Raw genomic sequence first — 23,089 nt, forward strand, 5'->3', positions numbered from 1 at the left:
TCCGCCACCACAGCCCCGGCTTCCGGCACGGTCGTCGTCTCGGCCCCCGGAATGGCGGCATCCGCCACCACAGCCCCGGCTTCCGGCACGGTCGTCGTCTCGGCCCCCGGAATGGCAACATCCGCCACCACAGCCGCGATTTTCTGCCCGGTCGTCGCCCCGGTTCCCGGGATTGGAAAATCCGCCTCTCCATGCACGCTCTCTTGCCCGGTCAACGCCGCTGCCGTGGCATCCGCCACGACTGCCACACTGTCAGGAGTGGCGACCAGGACGGGGAGAATTGCCGGCACATTTGCCTCCGATACCGGTTTATTTTCAGCCAGATCCATATCAAACTTGACCTCAGCCATGCTGCCCTTGTGGCCATCGGCATAGAACACCTGGGCATGCCCCGTAATCTGATTGTCGTTGATGACGGTCTTTCCGGAAGGGTCCAGAGTCAGCCCCAGGGCCTTGATGCCCAATTGGGTCAGTGAAAACAGCTCATCGGGCGTGGAAATGCCATCCTGATTGTGATCCACCCAGACTTGCAACCTGCTGAAAAGTTTATCACCGGCATCGATCACGCCGTTGTGGTCGGAATCCAGGGTGGCCAGGGCACCCAGGCTCGATGCCGTATCCGGTCGCATCCATTCCGAAACAACTTCCTTCATGTCGTTGATCCGGCCATCGCCGTTCTGGTCCAGAACCAGCAAGCCATCTCCCTGTCCAACCCAACTGCTCTGGTCCGGCAAACCATCTCCATTAATGTCAAAATGAACCCCATTCTCCAGATTCGTCAATTGCACCCCATTGCCATCGAGGTCCAGTACCAAGGGATCAGTCACATCGCCGGTTGCCCGCACAATGATGGTGCAATCCTGCTCGAAGATCAGTCCGGTGGAATCGGTCACCCGAATGCTCACCGTGCGGGTCGAGGCCGTGGCATAAACAATTTGTGCCCCGCCCCCGGAGTTGACACGCAATTCATAGGTTCCAGCATTGTTGTAAATATAGAAGCGACCACCATCGTCATCGGTCAACGAATAGGTAAACGTCTCTCCCGAGGTATCAAAGGCATTCAAGGTCGCCACCACGGTGTCATCAGCAGCACCTTCCGTGACCCGGGGCTGGGAGATTGTCCAGGCATAGACCCCGGTTTGTCCCGTATTGCCGGCGGTGGTCGGGGCATTGAGCATGGCGGTGGTTCCGGAACCGGTCACCTCGGCATAACCATTATTATTTCCGGCAGACCAGCCCGCCGTGCCATTCTGGTTCCAGCCCATGGATTCGTAACGCAACTCGACCCCAAAGTTGCCACTGCCCAGATTGTGCAACCGGATCTGGTAGCTGTTGTTGCCTGTCCCGGAAAAGGGTGCCACGCCCACATAACTGACGGTGACAATATTGTTGACGGTATCCTGATCCAGATGGATTGCCCCCCCTTTCCTGGTGTCGATATCCTGATAGTGGAGGGCAACAATGGGTATGGTGGAAGCAGCCATGCTGACGGCGCTCAACGAACTGGAGCCTGACCCGAAGGTCACATAGCCGTTGGAACCGATGAAAAACCCCGTACTCGCACTGTATGTGGTTCCAAAAATATTGAACCCGTTTGGAAACACCGAGGAGACATCAGCCGCCCAATAGGTATCATCGGCGGACGGTTCCGTCGTTTCGCCATACCCGGCCGCACCCCCCAACCCGCTGACCAGCGCATGTCCGGCAGTGGGCGTGAATGTCGTACCCCCAACCTTGACCAATTGCAGTCCGGTCGGGGCTGCGGAGGAAGTGAATGAGAAGGTTTTGGTTTGCCCGGTCAGGGTACCCCCCACCCCGTCAGACAGGGTGAATCCGAATGAGTCGGAAGATCCGGATCCGCCAAAGTGGGTATAAGTGATCAAATTGCTGTTCACATCGGACTGGGTAAAGGTGGAGCCGGCCTGGAGTGCCGTTCCTGATTTATAGACGCTGCCGTAGGCAGGAGCGCTGGTCAGCGTGTACGTGACATCGGAAGCACTTTGTTCCGTATCAGCCGCATTCAAGTTGGCACTCGTGATGGTGGTACTCGCCGTGCCCCGGGGAATGGACAGGGTTGCATTGGTTGCCAAGGTGGGGGCATCGTTCACCGCGTTGACCGTGATGGCCACTGTATCGGTATCGGTCGCCGTCCCGCCGGAACCCGTGTTTCCCTGATCACTCGTGGTCAAGGTCAGCGTGTCGGAACCATTGACGTTTGAATTTCCCAGGTAAGTGACCGTGCCCAGGGCACTGTTGATGTTGGTCTTGGTCCCGGTAAAGACCAGGGTGGCATCGCTTGTTCCATCTCCGGTGGTGAAGGTCAACCCGGTCGTCTGGGCCAGGGTCAATACCCCCTGACCCGCACTCAACGTCACTTGCATGGAGCTACCACCATCATCCACGTCGGCAATCGCCAATCCAGAGATCCCCAGACTGGTATCCTCATTGACACTCTGGGCTGCCGGAACCGTATTGACCGGGGCATCGTTCACGGCACTGACCGTGATGGCCACCGTATCGGTATCGGTCAGGGTACCACCCGTGCCCGTATTGCCCTGGTCACTGGTGGTCAGGGTCAGCGTATCTGAACCGTTATAGTTGGTACTCCCCAGATAGGTGACCGTACTCAAGGCATTATTGATGTTGGTCTTGGTGCCGGTAAAAACCAGGGTGGCATCGCTCGTCCCATCTCCGGTGGTGAAGGTCAATCCGGTCGTCTGGGCCAGCGTCAACACCCCCTGCCCGACACTCACCGTCACCTGCATGGTTCCACCCCCATCATCGGCATCGGTGATGGACAAACCCGAGATGCTCAGATTGGTATCTTCACTGGCGCTCTGAGCCGTCGGAACCACATTGACCGGTGCCTTGTTCACCGCACTGCCCGTAATGGCAACCGTATCGGTATCGGTCAAGGTTCCGCCAGAACCGGTATTGCCTTGGTCGCTCGTGGTGAGGGTCAGGGTATCGGAACCACTGTAGCTGGTTCCTCCCTGATAGGTAACCGTACCCAGGGCGCTGTTGATGTTGGCCTTGGTCCCGGTAAAAACCAGGCTGGCATCGCTCGTTCCATCCCCGGTCGTGAAGGTCAACCCCGTGGTCTGCGCCAGCGTCAATACTCCATAACCGACACCCAGTGTCACTTGCAGGGTACCCCCTCCCTCATCCACATCGGTGATGGCCAGCCCGGTCATGCTCACGCTGGCGCTTGCATTGACGCTTTGCGCTGCGGGTACTGTATTGACCGGGGCATCATTCACCGCACTGACCGTGATGGCTACTGTATCGGTATCGGTCAAAGTGCCACCGGAACCGGTGTTGCCCTGATCGCTCGTGGTGAGGGTCAGGGTATCGGAACCGTTATAATGGGTGGCTCCCAGATAGGTGACCGTGGCCAGGGCGCTGTTGATGCTGCTCTTGGTCCCGGTAAAGGCCAGGGTGGCATCGCTCGTCCCATCTCCGGTGGTGAAAGTCAAACCAGTAGTTTGCGCTAACGTTAGAACACCCTGCCCCACACCCAACGTCACCTGCAAGGTACCGCCGCCATCATCCCCATCAGTGATGGACAACCCGCTGATATTCAAGCTGGTATCTTCGTTGACGGTCTGGGCGACAGGCACCGTATTGACCGGAGCATCGTTCACCGCACTGACCGTGATGGCCACCGTATTGGTAGCGGTCAAGGCACCTCCGGAACCGCTGTTGCCCTGATCACTCGTGGTGAGGGTCAGGGTATCGGAACCGTTATAGTGGGTGGCTCCCAGATAGGTGACCGAAGCCAGGGCACTGTTGAGGTTGCTTTTGGTCCCGGTAAAGACCAGGGTGGCATCGCTCGTCCCATCCCCGGTGGTGAAGGTCAACCCGGTCGTCTGGGCCAGGGTCAACACCCCCTGCCCCACACCCAACGTCACCTGCAAGGGACCGCCGCCATCATCCACGTCGGTGATGGTCAATCCGCTGATATTCAGGTTGGTATCTTCGTTGACGCTCTGGGCTGCCGGAACCGTATGGACCGGGGCATCATTCACCGCCCTGACCGTGATCGCCACCGTATCGGTCGCGGTCAAGGCACCCCCGGAACCGCTGTTGCCCTGATCACTTGTGGCGAGGGTCAGGGTATCGGAACCGTTGTAGTTGGTGGCTCCCAGGTAGGTGACCGTGGCCAGGGCACTGTTGATATTGGCTTTGGTGCCGGTGAAAACCAGGGTGGCATCGCTCGTCCCATCCCCGGTGGTGAAGGTCAACCCGGTCGTCTGGGCCAGCGTCAACACCCCCTGCGCAACATTCAAGGTCACCTGCATGGGGTTGCCCCCATCATCCACATCGGCAATCGCCAATCCAGAGATCCCCAGAGTGGTATCCTCATCGACGGTCTGGGCCGCCGGCACCGTCTGGACCGGGGCATCATTCACCGCCCTGACCGTGATGGCCACCGTATCGGTAGCGGTCAAGGCTCCGCCGGTACCGGTGTTGCCCTGATCATCGCTCGTCAGGGTCAGGAGATCGCTGCCGTAATAATCTTTGTTACCCTGGTATTGAAGAGCAGCCAGGGCGTCATGCACTGCGGCCAGAGTGCCCGTAAAAACCATTTTGGCATCCCGGGTGCCATCCCCTTCCAGGAAGGTCAATCCCCCCATGGCAGCCAGGGTCAAGGTGCCATATTGGACAGAGAGAGTCAGGCGCAGGGAACCACTCCCGCTATCCACATCCCGAACATCGATCCCGGTTATGTGTCCGCCTTGATCCTCCAACACCTGCCAGGCTGCCGGAACAGTATTGACCGGTGCCTGATTCACGGGCAGCACGGGAAGTGGTACAGGAGATGGCAGCACCGGGACAAATGTGGTTGCGACTGTTGCCGGGACAAAGATGGCAACCGGAGTCGTGACCGGAGGCTCCGTGACCGCTTTCTGTGCCACCTGAACGACCGGATCCTCCGGTTTGAATGGCGTCATCACAGAAACGGGTTCAAAAGCCGGATTCGTCGGCAATGTTGTCGGTGTTGTCGGTGTTGTCGGTGTTGTCGGTGTTGTCGGTGTTGTCGGTGCTGTCAGAGCTGTCGGTGCCGTCGGTTCTGTCTCCATCGTCGCGACAGGCTGTACCGGTTCTGCCGGCGGGATCACTGTCGTATCCACAATCGATGGCGCAACCGCCGTTTCCATTGTTGAAGTCTCTGGTGTTACGGATGTTTCTGATGCGAGCGGTGACATCGGAACCATGGACGTGACAGGCATGGCAGGTGAAAAAACCTCGACCACCCCCAGGCTCGGCGTTTCAATGGTCACTCCGGTACGGATCAACACATCCGAAGCCTGAACCGCCAGATCCGGATTGGCCATGGCCAGGAGGGGAGTCTGGGCATCCGGTGCCACCGGTGGCAAGGTGATGGCCAGGGTCTGGGCCTGAGCCGCTGCCGCCTGCACATCCGCCGCCTGATAGGCCTGCGTCAGATTGCTTCCCGTGGCCAGTGCCTCGGTCAGGGTCTGAATAAATACCTGATTGGATGTCGTAATCTGTTGATTGATCGCCGCGGTATTGCCCGTGGCCAGGGCTGCCGCCAGTTGCATGGCCGGCGTCAAGGCAATCTGGATTTGTGCCGTTTGCTGCTGCTCTGCCTGCGTGACCGCCGTGGCAACCTGCCAAGCTTGCTGGGTTGTCATGCCACTGGCCAGGGTAGCCATGACCGACTGGACGTCCAGGTTTCCCAAAGAGGCGGTTGCCATCTCGGCGGTGACCGAGCCATTCGCCAAAGCCGCCGCCAACTGCTCCGCCGGCGACAAAGGTACCTGCTGGGCCAGAGTCATGGTCTGGGCTGCCTGATTGGCAGCGTTCGCCTGGGCCATGGCCAGGGCCGTGGACGCCCCACCCTGCAAGGCTTGTTGCAGATAGGCCACCCCGGCATCCTGGGGATTGATCCCCGCATCCTTCATGGCCTGTTCCACATCCTGGCCACTGGCCAGGGCCGTGGCCAATTTATCGCCGGGCACTGCCGTGGCGGCCTGGGTTGCCTCGAATATTCCTGCCTGTTTGTTTGCCTCCCGCAGGGCATCGCCGATGGACAAGCCTGCCGCCAGAGACTCCTCCAGAACCTTTAAAAACACGGCGGCCTGCCCGGAGGACATGTCGGCAGTCAAGGCATCCAATTGCTGTTGTGTGGCCTGCCCTCCCAGGGAAATACCCTGATCCAACCGGGCTTCCGGGGTATTCGGGGCTTCGGCTGCGGCGGCCTGCTGGGCATCCAGGCCCTGCTGCTGCGCAGATTGAAGCGCGGCATTCATTCCCTGGCCACGCTGCAATCCGGACTGAATTGACTCGATAAAAGCCTGGCGTCCAGCCTCCGAGGTCACCCCCCCCCTGGCCATGATGCCGTGCAACTGTTCCTGCACACCCTGACCCGATCCCAAAACCTGGGTCAGATTCATGCCATCCCCCTGGAGATTGACCCGCTCCAGGAGTTGACTCGTCTCCACATGTTTCTGGGCGGCAACCAGGGCCGCCTGCGGCGATTGACCGTTGCCCATGCCCTGCAAGAGAGCATCGATCAATTGCTGGCCGGCCCTGGCCGCCGCCTCGGGAGAAGCTCCCTGTTGCGCCAACGTTTCTGCCAGATTCTGGCGCAGGGCCGCCAGGGAAGCCTCCACACCCTGACCACTGGCCAGGGCTTCCTGGAAATTGTCCGGAAGGGAGAGTGGATTCATTTGAATGGCAGCAGCCAGCTCCAGGAGACCAACAACCGGGAAATCATCTGAAAAAGATGACGAACTTATTGAACGGTCGCCAACGCGAGGCGACCAACCACTTTGAGAATGGTATAGGCGGCAATCACCACATCCGACTCGGCAGCCGCCGCATCACTCTGGGCATTGATGACAGTCGTCTCACCGGAAAGAACATCGATCAGGGAACGACGACCCTGCACCCGTTCCTCCTGGGCCAAGCGCAAATAAGCCATGGCAATGCGCACCTGATTGGCCAGAAAATCGGCATTTTCCCTGGCTGTCACCAGATTTTGCCAGGCATTGCGGGCCTGTTCATCGACGGTCATCATGGTGTCGTGCTTGCGGGAAGAGACCGCCAGTTTCTGTTTCCGGGCCACCTGCATGGCATCGAGACCCGGCAATCCGAAATTGAGGGCATAACTCAGTTCCATCTTGATTGAGCGGCTCTCCTTGTTGCCCTCGGTGCCGTTGTCGTTGCGGCTGAATTTGGATTCACCTATCAGGTTGAGTTTGGGGGCCAGATCACTGGCCAGAACGCGGTCCACATCCAAGCCTGCCAACTCCTCACTGAGACCGGCATTTTTGAGTTGCAGATTGTCACTCCGGGTCAGATGGATGAGTTCTTCCAGCGTGGCCGGAAGCTGACTTTGCGGAACCTGCAAAGCATGCAACTTCTCCCGGACAGGAGGTTCGGCATTGAACACGGCCCGATACCGGTTCATGGCATTCACCAAACCACCTTTGGCCCGCGAATGCCGCGCCTGGGCACCCGCCAGTTGGCTCTTGGCCTGCAACACGTCGGTGGGAAAGCCGCTGCCCAAATCAACCCGACTCTCCTCCAGACCGGCCTGTTTCTGAATGTTGTCCACCGACTGTTGGGCAAACTCCAACGTCTGATGGGCACGCAACAGATTGATGGACGCCGTGATCCCCTCCAGCAACAAATCCTGTCGGGCCAGTTCCACATTGTTCTGCAACTGCCGTACCGAAATTTCCGCCTTGCCGACCTCTGCCTTGGCCTTGCCAAAGTCCCAAAGCATTTGGTTGACCGTCAGGTTCATATGACGCATCGGCATGGCCGTGTCCGGCGTGGTGTTGGCATTGTTGATCACCTCACGACCGCTATCGGTGGTCATTTTCAGCTCCGGGAAATATCCGGTGCGGGTCTTGGCCAGAGTGGCAATGGCGGCCTGGAGATCCGCTTCGGCGGCCTTGATGCGCTGATGCTGTTCCAGCATGCGCGTCAAGGCCTGGGAAAGTGTCATGTCCTGGGCTTCCGGACCGGATAACAAGGTCCAGGATGTTTCCTGTTTATTCTCTCCAGCTTCACTCTTCTCCCGTTCGGCCAAAATGGCAGGCGGCCCTTCCGGGGGAGATGGCTCCGGAACGAGTGTCTGCTTTCCCAGGATCGAGGGAGATTCCAGGCCAAGCATATCCGCTGCCAGCACCGATCCGGCTCCAGGCAAAAACAGCAGCCATCCGATCAGCAGACCTGTTTTCCACAACCGGGTTCGATCACAGAACACGACCTCTCCTTCTGGACCTCCATCCCGGTTTTTCAGGTACCTGCTCTGGGAAGTGATCATGGTATTTGACAACCTTTCATTAAAAACGTTCAATTTTTCCGCCTGGAACACATTATAAACAATTACACCAAGTTCGCCAAACCAGGAAAATTACCCTGTCTGCAAGCATATAAACAAAACATTTTCAATAAGTTGCCTGGAACTTGCGTGAACGTGAACAACGAGGTTATGCAATCATTATAAATGATTAAAAAAAATTCAATGTTCCTGCATGGCAAAGCGCATGGATTGCCACACGGGATTCAACAGATAATCCAGGACGGTACGTTCCCCCACCAGGATGGCACAGGCCACCTGCACTCCCGGATAAAGTTGATACACGTTCCCGTCCCGTTCAAACCGGTCTCCCTCCGGGCGGATGCGAATCCGATAAAAGGAACCCCCATCGGAAGTGACCGTGGCATCCGGGCTGACATGCAGCACATAGCCAAAGATCTGGCCAAAGACGGGAGCATCCGCCGAAGCCAATGTCAACCGGACTTTCTGCCCGGTGCGCACATAGCCGATCTCGGCAACCGGCAAGCGGGCATCGATGATCAGATGATCCCCGATGGGCACAATTTCCATGACGGTTTGACTCGCCTGGATCACGCCCCCTTCGGTCGCCACGGCAATGCTTTTGACGATACCATCCACCGGTGCCCGCAAAACCGTTCGTTCCTGGGCATCCTTGAACTTGTCCACACGTTTGGCAAGCTCATCATGATTTTGTCTGGCTTTTTCGAGATCTTCCGTGGCGCTTTCCACAAAGCGTGTCTTGAGCATGTGTAAACGTTCTCTGGCTTCCGTGATGGCGGCCTGGATTCTGGGTATGCTGGCCTGGTCGTTTGCAATCTGGGCGCGCAAATTGTGTTGCTGGCGCAACAGGTCAAAGTGGAGCATCTGGCTGGTCAGACTGCGTTCCAGCAATCCCTGGCTGATTTTGACCTGCTCCCCTTGCAGTTCCATGGCCTTTTTATTGTTTTCCAGACGGACCCGGGTCTCTTCGATCCCTTCCTGGTGCTGGGCGACGACGGCCTCTTGAATGCGCACCTCATTCTGGAATCGTTGCCGGCGACTGAAAAAGACCTTTTCGGAGTTGCGCACCAGATCGGGATGCTGTCGCTTCAGGTCTTCCGGATAGAGGGGTTTTTCCGCACCACCGATATCGGCCAGCAGACGCGCCATGTCGGCCCGCAGGGCTTGCAGACGGGCCATGAGTTCTTCATGTTCGGAGGTGGCTCGCAGCGGGTTGAGGCGCAACAACGGCTGGCCTTTGCGCACCACATCCCCTTCCGTCACCAGAATGGCTTCGACAATCCCCCCTTCCAGATGCTGCACGGCCTTGACATGACCGCTTGGAACAACGACACCCGTGGCAAAACTGACCACACCCAGCCGGCCTACGCCGGCCCAGATCAGCAACGTGATCAACACCCCGACACTCGTATACAGCAGGCGTCGGGCATGGCGTGTCCGGGAAGGGATGCGCGTGATTCTGGGGCGGTCATTATCGGACATGGCTGGCCATACTCTTTGCCGGGTGCCGTCCCAGATCCAATACCTGCGATGCCCCACGCATGATGTTGCTGTCATGGCTGACCACCACCAGGGTTTTGCCAGCCTTGGCCATGGCAATCAGGGCCGCATAGAAGGTTTCACACCCTTCCCGGTCCATACCCTCGGTGGGTTCGTCGAGAAAGACGAAGGTTCCCTGCGTCACCATGGCCCGCGCCAAGGCCAGACGCCGCCGCAAACCGGGAGAGAGGTTGCGGCCATCGTGGGTCAACACCAACTCCCAGCCCTGGGGCTGATGATCCAGCCATTTGGCCAAGCCGGCCTGTTCCAGACAGCGCCGCATTTCCGCCGGCTCGATGCCGGGTCGCGCCAGATCCAGATTTTCCCGGAGCGTGGTATCGAGAAAGACCGGCTCCTGGGGCAACCAGGAGACCTGGCAACGCCACCAGGCCAGCGAAATCTGCCGCAACTCCGTGCCATCCACAATGATCTGGCCGGCACTGGGCACCCGCAGACCACACAAAAGCTGTATCAAGGTACTCTTGCCTGACCCGTTGGGACCTGTAACGACGAGAACCTCTCCCGGCGGCAGGCTCACAGAGAGATTGTCAAACAAGGGCACGGCAGCCCCGGGCCATTGAAACGCCACCTCACGCAATTCCAACGCGCCCTGCACCCGGGCCGGGATGGTACCACGTTCCGGTTCGACGACCACGGACCGGGCAAACTGGCGGGCTTCCTCCAGATCCCGGTCAGCCTGGCGCAATCCCTGCCGCATCTGCAACGCCCGCATGAGGGGTTGCAGGGTACGGTTGGCCATCAGGTTGATTCCGATCAAAAAGCCGATATTCAGAAGACCTTCCACCACCAGGAAGGATCCCAGGGCATAGATGGCCACCACCATCCCTGTCTGGATCAACTGGATATGCGATGCATGGACCGCCTGTTCCTGCGTGAGTTTTTCCTGCACTTGATGCAATTGATTCCAGTGTGATTCCCAGCGCCCCAGCAAGAACGACGCCCCTCCGAATTGCCGTATGGTATCCGCCGCCACCTGGGTTACAGTCACCAGGGTGGCCAATCCGGCATGGATTCCCCCCTGGGAGTGGGCAATGGTCTCTTTTTCCCGTCGCGGCTGGCGCAGCAGCAACGCCGTCAACAGAAGAAAGCCTCCCACCACCATGCCAAGCTGCCAGGAGATGAGCGTGATGATCAGGAGAAATATCAGGGAAAAGGGAATATCCGATAGGACCGTCAGACCGGTTGGTCCCAGTACGGCCAGGGAGTGTTCCAATCCCCGGGTCAGTTGCTGGCGTCGGGCATGGGAGATGCCATCGAGCGAGGCCAATCGGGCGGTCAGAAACAGACCAAACAACCCCTTGGCCAACCGGTCATCGTTTTGTTCCACAAGCTCGCACGCCAGATCAAAGCGAATGGCCCGGAATAAATGCTCCCCCACCATGGCAACGACCACACCCACTGTCATGGTCACCAGGGTGCCGGTCACACCATAACTGACAAAACGATTGAGAACCTGGATGGTGTAAAGCGACACGGCAAGGCCCAGGATATTGATGATGCAGGCGGCCAGGAAAAGTCGCCACACAGCCGCCGGATTGCGTTTCAAACGCAGCAGGATTTCATTCATGTCGCCAACCGCCTTGACGGTTCATCTGTCAAACAGCTCATGCCACCGCAGAGGGTTCATCCGCCTGACGTGTCAAAGAGACAGCATGCAAATCCTCCATACTCTGTCGCCAAACGATGCCAGCACTTTGGAACCGCTTCCACACCAGGGTCCACAGCTCCTGCAATCCGGCCCGTTTTCTGCCATTGCTGCGCACGCTGTAGCGAATGTCATAGGCAGCCACCCAATGACCATTCACGCACTCCACCCCGACAAAAAAGATCACCGGGGTCTGATCGGCATTGTTGACGACGGTCTCTTTCATTTGACCCAGAATCGGTGCAACCATGGCGACCACCTGTTCCGGATCGTAACGAGGATCCAGGAAGAGCCGTGTGCCGGTATTGATCCCGTTGGCCCGGCTGAAATTATGGACTTCCGCTTCGGAAACCTTGCCATTGGGCAGGGAGACCATCTGGCCATCGAATGACTCGATGCGCGTGGTGCGCCAGGTGATATCCACCACCTGACCGGACAAATTGTTGATCTTGATATAATCACCCATGGAAAAAGGCCGTTCGAGATTGAGAACGATGCCGGAAAAGACGTTGGCAATATTGGCCTGGATCGCCAAACCGATGACCATGGCCGTCAAACCGGTCGTGGCCAGCAGACTGGTCAGGGTTTTCCCGAACACGAACGCCACCACCCCGAAAATGGCGAACAGGTAGATACACATGGAGGTGATCAAGCGCACGACATTGGGAATTTTGCGCCCGGTGCGGCGTTCGACAGGCGTCCAGACAAATCTCTCCAGGGAGATGGTGAGAAGGCGGGCCGGAACCAGCCACCAGAGAATGCGATAAACCAGAAGCAACAGGTCAATGTTGGAGGTGGAAAAATTGTTCAGGGCATAGTCCAGGGAGATGTTGCCCACCGACAACAAAAGCAGGGGCCAGCACACGAGCCGCAGACCCAGGCTTTGCATTTTCCAGAATTCCCCCCGATCCTTGCGGTCGAGAAACACCGGCAACATGGCCCCGATGAAAGAAAAAATGGCAATGAAAACGAACAGATCATTGGGAATCAAATCCCGCATTTCAATGCCATCCGGTTTCAGGACAATCCCCAGGTCCAGACGTGAAAACATGGGCGAAGCCTTGCCAAAACCGACAAACTGCGGTGCCCCCTGACTGGTCTGGATTGCATAATCCTGGGAGACCCAGGCCCGTTCGACCACCCAGCCACTCAAGGCCGCCAGTACCCGGGACCGGGTGAGCATATCCACGAGGGGATCGATGCCCGCCTGACCGCTGGAGATGAGGCTCTTCAGGCGACCCAGGGAAAATCCCTCTTCCTTGGCCTGGGAACCTGCCATGGGATTGGTCAGATTGCTGGCCTTGAGATGGGAGGTCAGGGATGCCTGACCGGTCAGGTTCATTCCTAAAACGTCACTGACATACATGAGATTGTTGCGGTTGAGGATGCGGTGCCGGAATACGGCCCCGATCAATTGGGTGCCATAAGCCCTCTCGGCTTTGGAATAATTCAGGAAAAACCGGCCACTGACCCGGTAGGAACGATAGGAAATATCCCCACTCTGTTCTTCCCGTTCCGGTTTTTCCAGTTTGAGAGGCACCACGGCATTGGTGAAGGTGACATCCTGGGGGTCGAACTTGCCGCGCCAGCGAAACCAGATGGTCATATCCAGTTCCGCCACGTTGGCTGAAATATCCAGGGCCGTGATTTTTTCGATGCGGATACCCGTATAGACCACATTGGTCTTGTACATGAAACGGTCATTGACGTAGAGCGCCCGTCCATTGACGATCTCTTCCAGGTAGTTGGAGACACCCTCTTCCCGTATCGGCCACAACTGGGTCATGGCCGCCACCAGGTCCCCCCCGTCATAGACCCCGACCATCGTGGTCGGTGAGGCAATCTGCTTGTTGTTGAAAAAGATGGGACCGGGTGTCCCATCGAAGGCATGATTGGTCGAATCGTGGACAGAGAGCAGGTCGCGCATGTCGGAGCGCACGGCAACCGGCTGATCCGTCTTGTTGACCAGGGATTCCCGAAACGAGGTGACCAGGATTTTTGCCGCATCAAAGGCATAGGCAGAGGCCCAATCGGGTGGAACCTTGAATTTGTCCAGGAATGCGCCACGGAACGACTGGGCGATTTCCCCCGCCGTATCGAACAACAACGGTGTGGTGACCAGCAAGCCGTGCAGGGCGGAATTGACGGTCCCCTCCCCCTTCCAGTAATGCACCAGATGCTCCGTGAAGGAAGTGGTCGCCAGATTCCGCAGTCCTATCACCCGATTGCGCACCCCCGCCTGGCGCAGATTGGCCAGAGTGCGCGCTCCCATGGTCGTATCACCATAATAAAAAATGGCTCCGATCAGCTTTTTTTCCTTTATTTCTGCGCTGATGCGATCCATATCCGCATCCAGGGTGGCCGAGGCCGGATCCAAAGCCCATTGAAACAATACTTTTGTACCGAAACGTTGCATGGTTTCATCGAAAGCCCTGGCGACGGCTTCCCCGGTTGCACCTTGTTCCCGAATGATGGAAACCGTTTTTTCCCCGATGATGTTCCGCACATAGTTGGCAAGAAAGCGGGTTTCCGTCATTTCGTCGTAGGCGGTCTGGAACAACCAAGGGTTGGGGGTCGCACCTTCCTGTTGCCGCATGGCCAGGGAGAGCAGAGGAAGTTTATGTCGGGCATAGACCTCCAGCGCCGGGGTCATGGTCCCCGGCAGCCAATGGCCAATCACCCCGATCACCGAAGGTTGCTTCGCAACTTCCTCGACGGCCTGGCGAACGCGCCCCGGCTCCTCGGCCTCATCCACCTTGACCACCTTCACCTGCCGCTTGTGAATCCCGCCATTGCGGTTGATCTGATCGGCATACAACTGTGCCCCCAGATGCATGGCATTGCCAATCGACGCATCGTTGCCACTCAGCGGTGCCACCACCACCAACTGGACATTGTTTGCATCAGATTTTCTCAAAAAAGTCAGGTAGATGACTACCGACAATAAACAGGCGACCAGAAAGGCTCCTGCCAAAATTTTAATAAACACAGACCGTTTGGATGTTGCCGTGACTTCGACGACCATGCAGCTTGCCTCCTTAACGAAAATTAAATAAACGATTGTAAGCACATACCCTTTATGGATGCAAGCCCAATCTGTAAATATTTTTGTTATTTAATGCAGCGGTTGTCATCTGGCCGTATTATTGGTAGAATTGTTTGTCGTAGAATACTTTTATAATAATAAAGCCGGGCAGGAAAAGTCGCCCCATGAAAGTCTGCCATGCGCGATGTCTGCGGAGATGATATCGACTTCCGTCATTAAAACAATATTTTTCGTTATCCCGGGCGCAAATGGCGGATATCGGAAACGGTGAAACGTCCGTTCATCCCATTTCCCGCTTGTCCTGTTCTGTATAGCTCTGTATCCATTGGATAATTCCTCCCAGGTGATGCAGTTCGAAGGAATACGCAAGCGCCCCACCCAGTTCCAGCCAACGCAATATCTCGAAGCCTCCTTTTCCCTGTCTCTCCGATCCTGCCGAGACTTTTGCAAAATAAGCTTGCCAGACGGAAAAAATTGCGCGATCATTTAACATAAGAGGGAGGGTGCAGCCCGGTACAGCCTGGTTCAGGAGGTGTTTCATGGCGATCAATTTGAGTTCGATCAATTCGTTGGTGGGTCTGAGCTACGGTTCGTTCGGCCAGGGTGCTTCTGCGCTCCGGAGTTCCGCCTCGGCAACCTCACGCTCCTATGGCAGTGCCGCCACGGTCAGTCTGGGCAACTCCTACTCTGCCGCCATCAAATCCTACGGTCAGGCCATCACCAGTACCAACGGTGGTGTCAGTCGCGTTCAGTTGGCCCAGGATGGTCTCAGCAAAATCAGCAGCAATATGGGACGTTTGAAAGAGTTGGCCACCCAGGCGAGCAGTACCACCATCACCCAGGCGGATCGTGACAAGCTCCAGGTCGAGGCTGACAAAATTCAAAAAGAGAATGATTCAATCGTCTCCGGAACCAAGTACGGTTCCGAAAAGCTTCTGGCATCCAAACACAGCAACACGGTGCAAACAGGTGTCAATTCCTGGAACAATACGAGTGTCTCCTTCAAGGATTATTCCAAATCCTTTACCAAGGTAGACCTGAGTACGCAGCAAGGGGCATCCAATGCCTTGGCAACCCTGGACAAAAATATTTCCGCAGCCGACAAGGGCTTTGACGATCTGGGCAAAACGCGCACCAAACTTGAATCGTCTCTGACCGAATTGAACAACGCATCCAGTGCCTTGACCCAGGCCAAGGCCTCGTCTCTGAACCTGGCCGATCAGATGCGTATGGGAAGTTTTTCCCTCGGAACACAAGGTTCCATTGACCCTCTGCGTGCCCTGCAATTGCTCGGCTGAGGGTAACGGAGCCTTGGCCGTGAAGACGGTTTCTGCACGAGCAGGCGTTCAAACTGGTCGGTGGGCATTTGGTCATGAGGACGGTTTCTGCACGAGCAGGCGTTCAAACTGGTCGGCGGGCATGGGGCGTCCCAATAAATACCCCTGAACTTCGTCACAGTCATGGCGTTGCAGAAAGGCAAATTGCTCTTCAGTCTCGACGCCTTCTGCAATTACCCTCAGATCCAGATTATGAGACATGGAAATGATTGCGGAGACGATTGCCGCATCGTCGGAATCTTCGGTCAAATCCCGGACGAAGGATTGGTCAATCTTCAGGGAGCGCAAGGGAAACCGTTTCAAATAACTGAGCGAAGAATATCCGGTCCCGAAGTCGTCCACGGTCATATCGATATTCATCTCCCGCAACAGGGCCATGGTGCGAATGGCCTTGTTCAGATCCACCATGACCATGCTTTCGGTGACTTCCAATTCCAGATTGGCGGGTGGCAGGCCCGTATCCAGCAATATTTTCTGGATGATTTCCGGAATATCATCCAGCATGAACTGGGAAGCGGAGAGGTTGACCGCCACCTTGAGGTCGAACCCCCTGTCGTACCACGCCCTGTCTTGTTGGCAGACCGCACGCAAGATCCACTCTCCCAGGGGAATGATCAGGCCTGTTTCCTCGGCCAGCGGGATGAACTGGGCAGGGGAGACCATACCGATTTCCGGATCCTTCCAGCGCACCAGGGCCTCGGCCCCAACCAGACGACGATTTTCCACCAGGAATTTGGGTTGATAAAACATCGTGAATTCACCATTTTCCACCGCCCGGCGCAATTTTTGTTCAAGTTTCATGCGCTGGTTGGAATCGGTGTCCATGGTCTGTTCGAAGAAACGAAACACACCGCGACCACTTTCCTTGGCCCGATACATGGCCAGATCGGCGTTTTTGGTGAGGGTGTCGAAATCGGTGCCATCGTTCGGAAAGATGGCAATACCGATACTGGCCCCGACATAGGCTTCGTTGACCCCCAGTTTGACAGGTTCCTGGAGCGCATGAATGATGTTGGTTGCGATGGATGCGGCCTGGTTTTCCTTGCCGATGTTGGACAGGATGACCGTAAATTCGTCTCCGCCCAGGCGGGCCACTGTGTCGGATTTACGTACACAATTGGAAATTCGCCGGGAAATTTCCACCAGGAGCTGATCCCCGGCAGCATGCCCCAGGGTATCGTTGACATGCTTGAAGCGGTCCAGATCGATGAAAAAGACGGCCAGCTTGTTGGCATTGCGTTTACATAGTTCGACCTCATGGACCAGACGATCCCGAAACAGCATGCGATTGGGCAGGCTGGTCAGGGGGTCATAATAAGCCAACTGTTCAAGGCGTTGTTCCGTCGCCTTGATCCGGGTGATATCGGAAAAAATTCCCACAAAGTTGAGAGTTCTTCCCCAGGAATCACGCACCGCATTGATGCTGACCCATTTTGGATAGACCGTGCCATCCTTGCGTCGATCCCAGATTTCCCCTTTCCAACTGCCGACCGTCCGCAATTGCTTCCACATTTCCGCATAAAATTCACCATCGTGACGGCCGGATTTACCGATGCTCGGATCGGCACCGATGACTTCTTCACGGTCATAACCGGTAATTTCGGTAAAGGCCGGGTTGACATCGATGATGTTGGCATAACTGTCTGTGATGACGATCCCTTCACTGGCATTTTCAAACACCTTGCCGGCCAGTTGCAGACTGGCCTGGATGCGGGTCCGTTCCTGGATTTCATCCTTGAGGCGTTCGTTGGTCTCCTGCAACTCCCGGGTACGCAGGCGAACCCGGTTTTCCAGTTGCGCATAGGCATCGCGCAGGGCCTTGCTGGCCTGTTTGCGGGCTGTGATGTCGTGCATGATACCGGTAAAGTAGGTCTTGCCGTCTTCCTGGAACGAACCGACCGAAAGTTCCAGAGGAAAAATGCCGCCATCCCGGCATATTCCCTCGACCTCGCGGCTGGTGCCAATGATTTTCTTGACCCGGGAATCCAGATATTTACGAACATATTCATCATGCTGCGATGCATGAGGCTCGGGCATGAGAATGCTGATGTTCTGCCCGATCAAAAAACCTGCCGGGTAACCAAACATGTCATCCACGGACTGATTGGTGGACTGGATGATCCCCTTGTGATCGATGGTGACAATTCCATCGACAGCCGATTGCACGAGTGCCCGCGCCCGGGCTTCACTGGTTTCCAGGGATTTTCTGCTGCGCTGTTCGCGGAGATAGTAGTTGCGAAAACCGAACAGCATGGAAATCATGCCGACCAGGAGTCCCCCGATGATCATGTTCTGGTATTTGTGCTGATGGATGACCCGTGCGCTCAGGATGGCACTCAAATGGTCGGCAAACAGATTGTGACAGGCCATGGATTGGTGAATGGCCTGGGTTCCCTGCCGGTAGAATTCAAGGGGCGTGATCCGGGCGGATTCGGTGACCAGCATGCGGCCTGATTCGAGGAACGCCCGGATATCACTTTCCGCTTTTTGAAAAAAACAGTTTGTTACCTGGGTCATGTCAGGTTTGATGTCGGCAATGAGGCGCTGGAATTTTGTCAGATCATCCAGGCTGAAACGCAATCCTCCCAGTGCCTCCCCGAGACGCAGGCGTTCGGCTGCCGTCGGGGACTCCTTGCCGGCCAGACCGCTGCCGATGCCTCGCACCCGTCCCGCCGCTTCCGCCAAGGCTGGCAGATGATTGACCAGAATGGTTCCCAGAAAATGGCTCTCCGTGAACGGATCCAGAAGCAATTGGGAACGAATGGCCACAAAATCGGAAAATTCATGACTTTTGGCGACGGCCAGGGTATGGGACTGAAATGTTTCCGTGGCAGTGGCAGTCCGGGGATGTTCCAGCAGGCGTTGATTGACATCCTCGATGAATTCAACAAGCTTGTTTTCCAATCCCAAAAACTTTGCTTCCGGGCCGTTTTTCAATCCAGTCAGTTGGGATTTCAGGGCCGCTGATTTTTCCAGAATGTCATCCGCTCCCTCCGGATTGTGTACCAGGCGGATTTGCCACAAACCACGAATCTCCTGGATCAAGCTGGCCGTTTTTTGCAACTGGCGAATCAGGCCAACGCCCATGACCTCCATTTCGGCGGCATGAATTTCCGTCTGGATTTTTCGATGTACCAGAAACATCGATGACAGAATGAAGAGCATCGGCAATAGCGCGACCAAAAATATTTTGGACTTTTCTGTCCGATGACTGTCCAAAACGGTCATGAGAAGTTCCCTCTTTAATGTGAAGAACACAGTTTACCGCGAAACTGGATGCTAAATAATAATCAATTTTTTTGCAAGCATTTCCCGAATTCCTGCCAGGACAATCGCCTTGTGCTGGCATTATGGCTTGCCCACCCCCTTCCCCGTTCATATTGATCTGCGCATGACCTGGCAAATCGTTATAAAAACCTTGGCAAAGCGATGCGGTCTGTTATAGAATCGGCAGGATCCTCTTGTCTGGTCAACACAAAGAGCTTGGCAAACAAGTGTGATCTGTTGTTCGGACCCAGGGCAGAGAGGAGTGAATGATGACCACGATCACCTTCGATACGCTCAAATACGTCAAAACTCTCAAAGCGGCCGGCTTTGACGATAAACAGGCCGAAGGACTGGCCGAAGCCCAGGTCGAAGTGTTCGAAAAAAACCTGGAAGAACTTGCCACCAAACAGGATCTGAAGCAACTCAGGCTGGAAATCGCCGCCGAGATCGCTCCTCTCAAGTGGGGTGTGGCGGTCTGTGTCGCCGGTATCACGGCCATCCTCATCGAATCCGTTTTTCCATAACAATCTTCGTTTCTTCCCACACCGAACACACGAACCCCGGATGCTTCGAAGGTTTGGAAAGACGGTAAAAAAGTTAAAAGCCAAGATTCAAGGAAGTCACGGTCCAGTTGGCAGTTTAAAGACAATGGCCTGACCAGTTGGAAGAATCAAAGGACATTCAGGTTTATCACGGAAATAGTCATCGACGGCTTTTCGGGCACCTGGGCAGCTTTGAAATCCATAATCATCGAAAACGATAATACCGCCTACGTTCAGACGGGGGTAAATAAAAACACAACAATCGATAACAGACTGGTACAAATCAACGTCAATATGCGCAAAGGCAATCTTGATGTCTTTGATATCTGGAAAGGTTTCAGGTATCAGGCCAACATGTATATGGACAAAATTTTGGAAGCCGATAAAATTTTTTACTCGCTCGATAGACGTGTCAGAAAAATCGCCTTTTTCATGCATGTCAATATCTAATACATCCGGTAGTCCTTCAAATGTGTCAAACAAATGGAGATCCTTGATTTTGCAACTCCGAGATAAAACACTTGCCAGTAGAAGGGATGTTCCTCCCTTGTAGACGCCGCACTCTATAAAACTGCCAGAACAATGACATGCCTGTTTGGCGAGCGTCCATAACATGTACAAGCTGTTGACCCCCAACAAGGTCTCTGGTAAAATTTTAGATGAAATCTCCTTGAATTCAACATCCTGTAAGGCAGGGTTAAACAAAGGGAAAGGGCTGTAAAAAGGCAGATAACACTGACTGTCTGGAATATCAGCAAACCTGTCTTTTTTTTGATGTGGCGACAAGCGAATCACCGTATACCCCAGTCTCAACAATATTGAGATGACCATGTTTTTCAATATTTTCATCATACACACTCCTTTTGATGGTGTTCAAATTTTCTCAGAAAAATACCAAGAAAATATGCAATCATTAGAAACTTTCCAGAACCGGAGATGATTATCTTATCTATTATCGATTATCAATTGTCCATGTGTCTCTTTTCTATTAATTTACTCGGAATCAGTTCGTCGGGTCAACCGGGTTTTCCAGTTGCTGCGCAGCGGGTTCGGAAAGCCGAAAAAAGCTTGCAATTTTCAATTTGATACGCTTGAATTTGTTGAAGCTCTTGAAGTGTCCGGTTTTGTCGAAGAACAAATCAAGTGAATGGTCGGTGCATTCAGAAAGGCGCAGGATGACAATTTGCAGGCGTTGCCGGGATAACCTCCTGTTTCGTTGGAAGGCTCTGGATCCATTTTCAAGAGCAGGATATTGTCTTGGTGCTGGGATGCAACGACCGGATCATCCATGACCATGAGAACGATAGCCAGAAGAACGCGCGAATTGATCGCCGGAGTACATATACCCGTGCAACCCGCCGTTCTTCAAAAAATATTGACCTTACTCGACGGCTTTTCCCCCAATCTGGCTGCCCTGGCTGCCGGTATCGGCGAAGATGTGGCTCTTGCCGGGCGCATCCTGCAACGGGCCAACATTGAATCGCGCAAACTGCAACGCTGTGTGGATTCCGTGGAGCAGGGGGTCATGTTGCTGGGATTGCAACGGGTCGGACAGATTGTGGTCGATATGGCCCGGAATCTTCCAAACCGGAATGAAAAAATTCCGGTCCAATGGCCTGCTGACCGTGGCGTGCAGGTGGGACGTATCGCAGCCTGGCTGGCCGGGGTGTTGCCCGACAAGGCTGTCCATTTTCACAACGGACTCCTGCATCCGGTGACTCCAGATACGGCCTATACCCTGGGCCTGTTGCATGACTGCGGCCTGATGGTTCTGATGTATCGTCTGCCCGAATATGCTCCTTTCCATCAGGATGAGATGGCCGCTCATGGCCACCTGCGCGCCAGGGAGGAGTGGCGGCTGTTTGGCACCGATCATGGCCTGGCCGGGGCATGCGTGGCCAAAGGATGGTGCCTGCCGGAAACGTTCTGCCAAGCCATCCAGGATCACAACCAGGAAGGAAGCCTGTTGCAACCAGGCCGCAAGCGTTCCATGCGGCATGCCGCCTCATTGTGTGGTATTCTCAATCTGGCCGAGTGGATCCTGGCCCGCACAACCGGAACTCCCCTCCCCCCTCTGCCGGACGGCACCCTGGCCTTTTTTGGCCTGGAAGCAGAGGATCTGGAAAGCATGGTACAATCGCGACGAGAATCCCCGTGAACACCACACCCAAACCCGGCTATTATGAGCAGATCACCCAGGCACGACTGATTCTGGGGTTGGGGGAAGAGGTGACGCTGGCCGAGATCGAGACCCGCTCCAGGGAGTTGCTCATGCAATGGCACCCGGATCATGCTCAGGGAGATACGGCCTTGTGCCATGAAAAAACCCTGGCCATCCTGGATGCCGTGCAAACAATCAAGACATACTGCGCCAACTATCGCTACTCTTTAAGCCGTGCCGAGGTGGAAAAATACCTCTCCATGGAGGAGTGGTGGCTCAAACGGTTTGGAGAAGGGGTACCGCGTCCCTGATCCGAGGAGAGTTGCTTGTGAAACAGATTCAAAATATTTCCACAACCTGGAAAAAAGCTTGTTGTGTTGCCCTCCTGTTGCTGGGAATTCCGGGAACGGGCGTGACTCAGGAATGGTTTGGTCAATCCGCCGCGTCCCAGGAACAACCTGTACCCTTCCAGGGACAAGGCACGCAATATGCCAACCCCCAGGCTGAACCTGGCCGGTGGGATCGGCGCATCCTCAACAACACGATGCGTAACCGGTCGTCGCTGGGAACCGGCAGCGACCAGACCGTGGCCGGTACCCGTCAGGGATCCCCCCAATGGACCGGCGCAGTTCAGGGTCCACCGCAGGATTCCCGCCAGGGTGCAGATGCTTCATGGTATGCTCAAGGTGCAACCACGGGATCCGTGCCAACCTCCCCTGCCCCATTCACCCCCGGCAACAGCGATTGGTCTCCCCTCACGGACACCGGATTGCTGGGAATTGGCGTGGTGGGCAACGGTCCCGATGGCCTGCGCCGCTACCTGGAAGACCTCAAAAAATGGCTGGCCGTCAACGACACCCAAACCGAAGCCTGGGATGCATTCACCAAGGCCGCAACCGGATTTGTCACCAGCCGGATCAATCCGCTCACCACCATCCCCGATATTCACCTCAACTCGGTGGATTGGGCCAAAAAACGCACAGAAGCTTTCAAGGAGTGGCTGCAACTGCGCGAAGCCGTGGTGACAGCCTATGAAAAACTCCACGCCGTTCTGGATGCCGACCAGAAAGAACACGCCGACCGCCTCTCCGGATTTTTCCGGCAAGGAGGGGGATCTTAAGAGGCTGTCCATTAATCCTCTGATAAAAAAAATATTGGAAAGAAAGATTTAATTGGGGCTCCGCCCCAAACCCCGCCAGGAGGAAGGG

Annotated in this window: 13 protein-coding genes; 5 read left to right on the forward strand and 8 right to left on the reverse strand. The window is 55.7% G+C overall.

Annotation, left to right across the window (positions count from 1 at the left end; all coding sequences use genetic code 11):
• The 6 genes from HQL65_04715 to HQL65_04740 all read right to left on the reverse strand — a co-directional run.
• The coding region (locus tag HQL65_04715) for a hypothetical protein (protein MBF0135520.1) at window positions 1-6,698 on the reverse strand (6,698 nt) is incomplete at its 3' end.
• A 65-nt stretch (window positions 6,699-6,763) separates the two neighbouring features.
• The gene (locus tag HQL65_04720; GenBank protein MBF0135521.1) at window positions 6,764-8,245 is read right to left on the reverse strand and encodes a TolC family protein; all 1,482 of its coding nucleotides are present in this window, start codon (window positions 8,243-8,245) and stop codon (window positions 6,764-6,766) included.
• A 258-nt stretch (window positions 8,246-8,503) separates the two neighbouring features.
• Complete coding sequence (locus HQL65_04725) at window positions 8,504-9,805, reverse strand: HlyD family type I secretion periplasmic adaptor subunit (protein MBF0135522.1); 1,302 nt, start codon at window positions 9,803-9,805, stop codon at window positions 8,504-8,506.
• A complete protein-coding gene (locus tag HQL65_04730) occupies window positions 9,795-11,450 on the reverse strand; it encodes an ATP-binding cassette domain-containing protein (protein MBF0135523.1) in 1,656 nt (551 codons plus the stop codon). Before HQL65_04730 ends, HQL65_04725 begins: the two co-directional genes overlap by 11 nt.
• Before the next feature lie 37 nt (window positions 11,451-11,487).
• Complete coding sequence (locus HQL65_04735) at window positions 11,488-14,553, reverse strand: ABC transporter substrate-binding protein (GenBank protein ID MBF0135524.1); 3,066 nt, start codon at window positions 14,551-14,553, stop codon at window positions 11,488-11,490.
• A gap of 301 nt (window positions 14,554-14,854) precedes the next feature.
• The gene (locus tag HQL65_04740; GenBank protein MBF0135525.1) at window positions 14,855-15,115 is read right to left on the reverse strand and encodes a hypothetical protein; all 261 of its coding nucleotides are present in this window, start codon (window positions 15,113-15,115) and stop codon (window positions 14,855-14,857) included.
• On the opposite strand from HQL65_04740, the gene HQL65_04745 reads away from it, so the two are divergent.
• Complete coding sequence (locus tag HQL65_04745; protein MBF0135526.1) at window positions 15,114-15,872, forward strand: hypothetical protein; 759 nt, start codon at window positions 15,114-15,116, stop codon at window positions 15,870-15,872. The two genes, HQL65_04740 and HQL65_04745, sit on opposite strands and share 2 nt — an antisense overlap.
• A gap of 72 nt (window positions 15,873-15,944) precedes the next feature.
• On the opposite strand, the gene HQL65_04750 is transcribed toward HQL65_04745, so the two are convergent.
• Window positions 15,945-19,139 (reverse strand): EAL domain-containing protein, encoded by a 3,195-nt coding sequence (locus HQL65_04750; GenBank protein ID MBF0135527.1) that lies wholly within the window; start codon window positions 19,137-19,139, stop codon window positions 15,945-15,947.
• A gap of 308 nt (window positions 19,140-19,447) precedes the next feature.
• Between HQL65_04750 and HQL65_04755 the strand changes: the two genes are divergently transcribed.
• On the forward strand, window positions 19,448-19,702 hold the full coding sequence (locus HQL65_04755; protein ID MBF0135528.1) for a DUF1640 domain-containing protein: 255 nt from the start codon (window positions 19,448-19,450) through the stop codon (window positions 19,700-19,702).
• A 96-nt stretch (window positions 19,703-19,798) separates the two neighbouring features.
• Here HQL65_04755 and HQL65_04760 read toward each other — a convergent pair whose 3' ends face one another.
• Window positions 19,799-20,572 (reverse strand): class I SAM-dependent methyltransferase, encoded by a 774-nt coding sequence (locus HQL65_04760; protein MBF0135529.1) that lies wholly within the window; start codon window positions 20,570-20,572, stop codon window positions 19,799-19,801.
• Window positions 20,573-21,008: 436 nt separating this feature from the next.
• Between HQL65_04760 and HQL65_04765 the strand changes: the two genes are divergently transcribed.
• Genes HQL65_04765 through HQL65_04775 form a run of 3 tightly spaced genes read left to right on the forward strand, consistent with a single transcriptional unit; the run spans window position 21,009 to window position 23,001 of the window.
• Window positions 21,009-21,878 carry an HDOD domain-containing protein gene (locus HQL65_04765; GenBank protein MBF0135530.1) on the forward strand — a complete coding sequence of 290 codons (870 nt, stop codon included), beginning with the start codon at window positions 21,009-21,011 and terminating at the stop codon, window positions 21,876-21,878.
• Window positions 21,875-22,192: a J domain-containing protein gene (locus HQL65_04770; GenBank protein MBF0135531.1), complete on the forward strand. Its 318-nt coding sequence runs from the start codon at window positions 21,875-21,877 to the stop codon at window positions 22,190-22,192. The genes HQL65_04765 and HQL65_04770 overlap by 4 nt, the downstream gene beginning before the upstream one ends.
• Before the next feature lie 17 nt (window positions 22,193-22,209).
• Window positions 22,210-23,001: a hypothetical protein gene (locus HQL65_04775; protein MBF0135532.1), complete on the forward strand. Its 792-nt coding sequence runs from the start codon at window positions 22,210-22,212 to the stop codon at window positions 22,999-23,001.
• Window positions 23,002-23,089 lie beyond the last annotated feature (88 nt).

This window comes from Magnetococcales bacterium (assembly GCA_015228935.1).
Taxonomy (GTDB): Bacteria; Pseudomonadota; Magnetococcia; order Magnetococcales; family DC0425bin3; genus HA3dbin3.

Coding starts and splice junctions, on each gene's coding strand:
- HQL65_04725 (MBF0135522.1), bottom strand. CDS start 9,805: ATGTCCGATAATGACCGCCCCAGAATCACGCGCATCCCTTCCCGGACA.
- HQL65_04740 (MBF0135525.1), bottom strand. CDS start 15,115: ATGAAACACCTCCTGAACCAGGCTGTACCGGGCTGCACCCTCCCTCTT.
- HQL65_04750 (MBF0135527.1), bottom strand. CDS start 19,139: ATGACCGTTTTGGACAGTCATCGGACAGAAAAGTCCAAAATATTTTTG.
- HQL65_04735 (MBF0135524.1), bottom strand. CDS start 14,553: ATGGTCGTCGAAGTCACGGCAACATCCAAACGGTCTGTGTTTATTAAA.
- HQL65_04760 (MBF0135529.1), bottom strand. CDS start 20,572: ATGATGAAAATATTGAAAAACATGGTCATCTCAATATTGTTGAGACTG.
- HQL65_04765 (MBF0135530.1), top strand. CDS start 21,009: ATGACCATGAGAACGATAGCCAGAAGAACGCGCGAATTGATCGCCGGA.
- HQL65_04745 (MBF0135526.1), top strand. CDS start 15,114: ATGGCGATCAATTTGAGTTCGATCAATTCGTTGGTGGGTCTGAGCTAC.
- HQL65_04755 (MBF0135528.1), top strand. CDS start 19,448: ATGACCACGATCACCTTCGATACGCTCAAATACGTCAAAACTCTCAAA.
- HQL65_04730 (MBF0135523.1), bottom strand. CDS start 11,450: ATGAATGAAATCCTGCTGCGTTTGAAACGCAATCCGGCGGCTGTGTGG.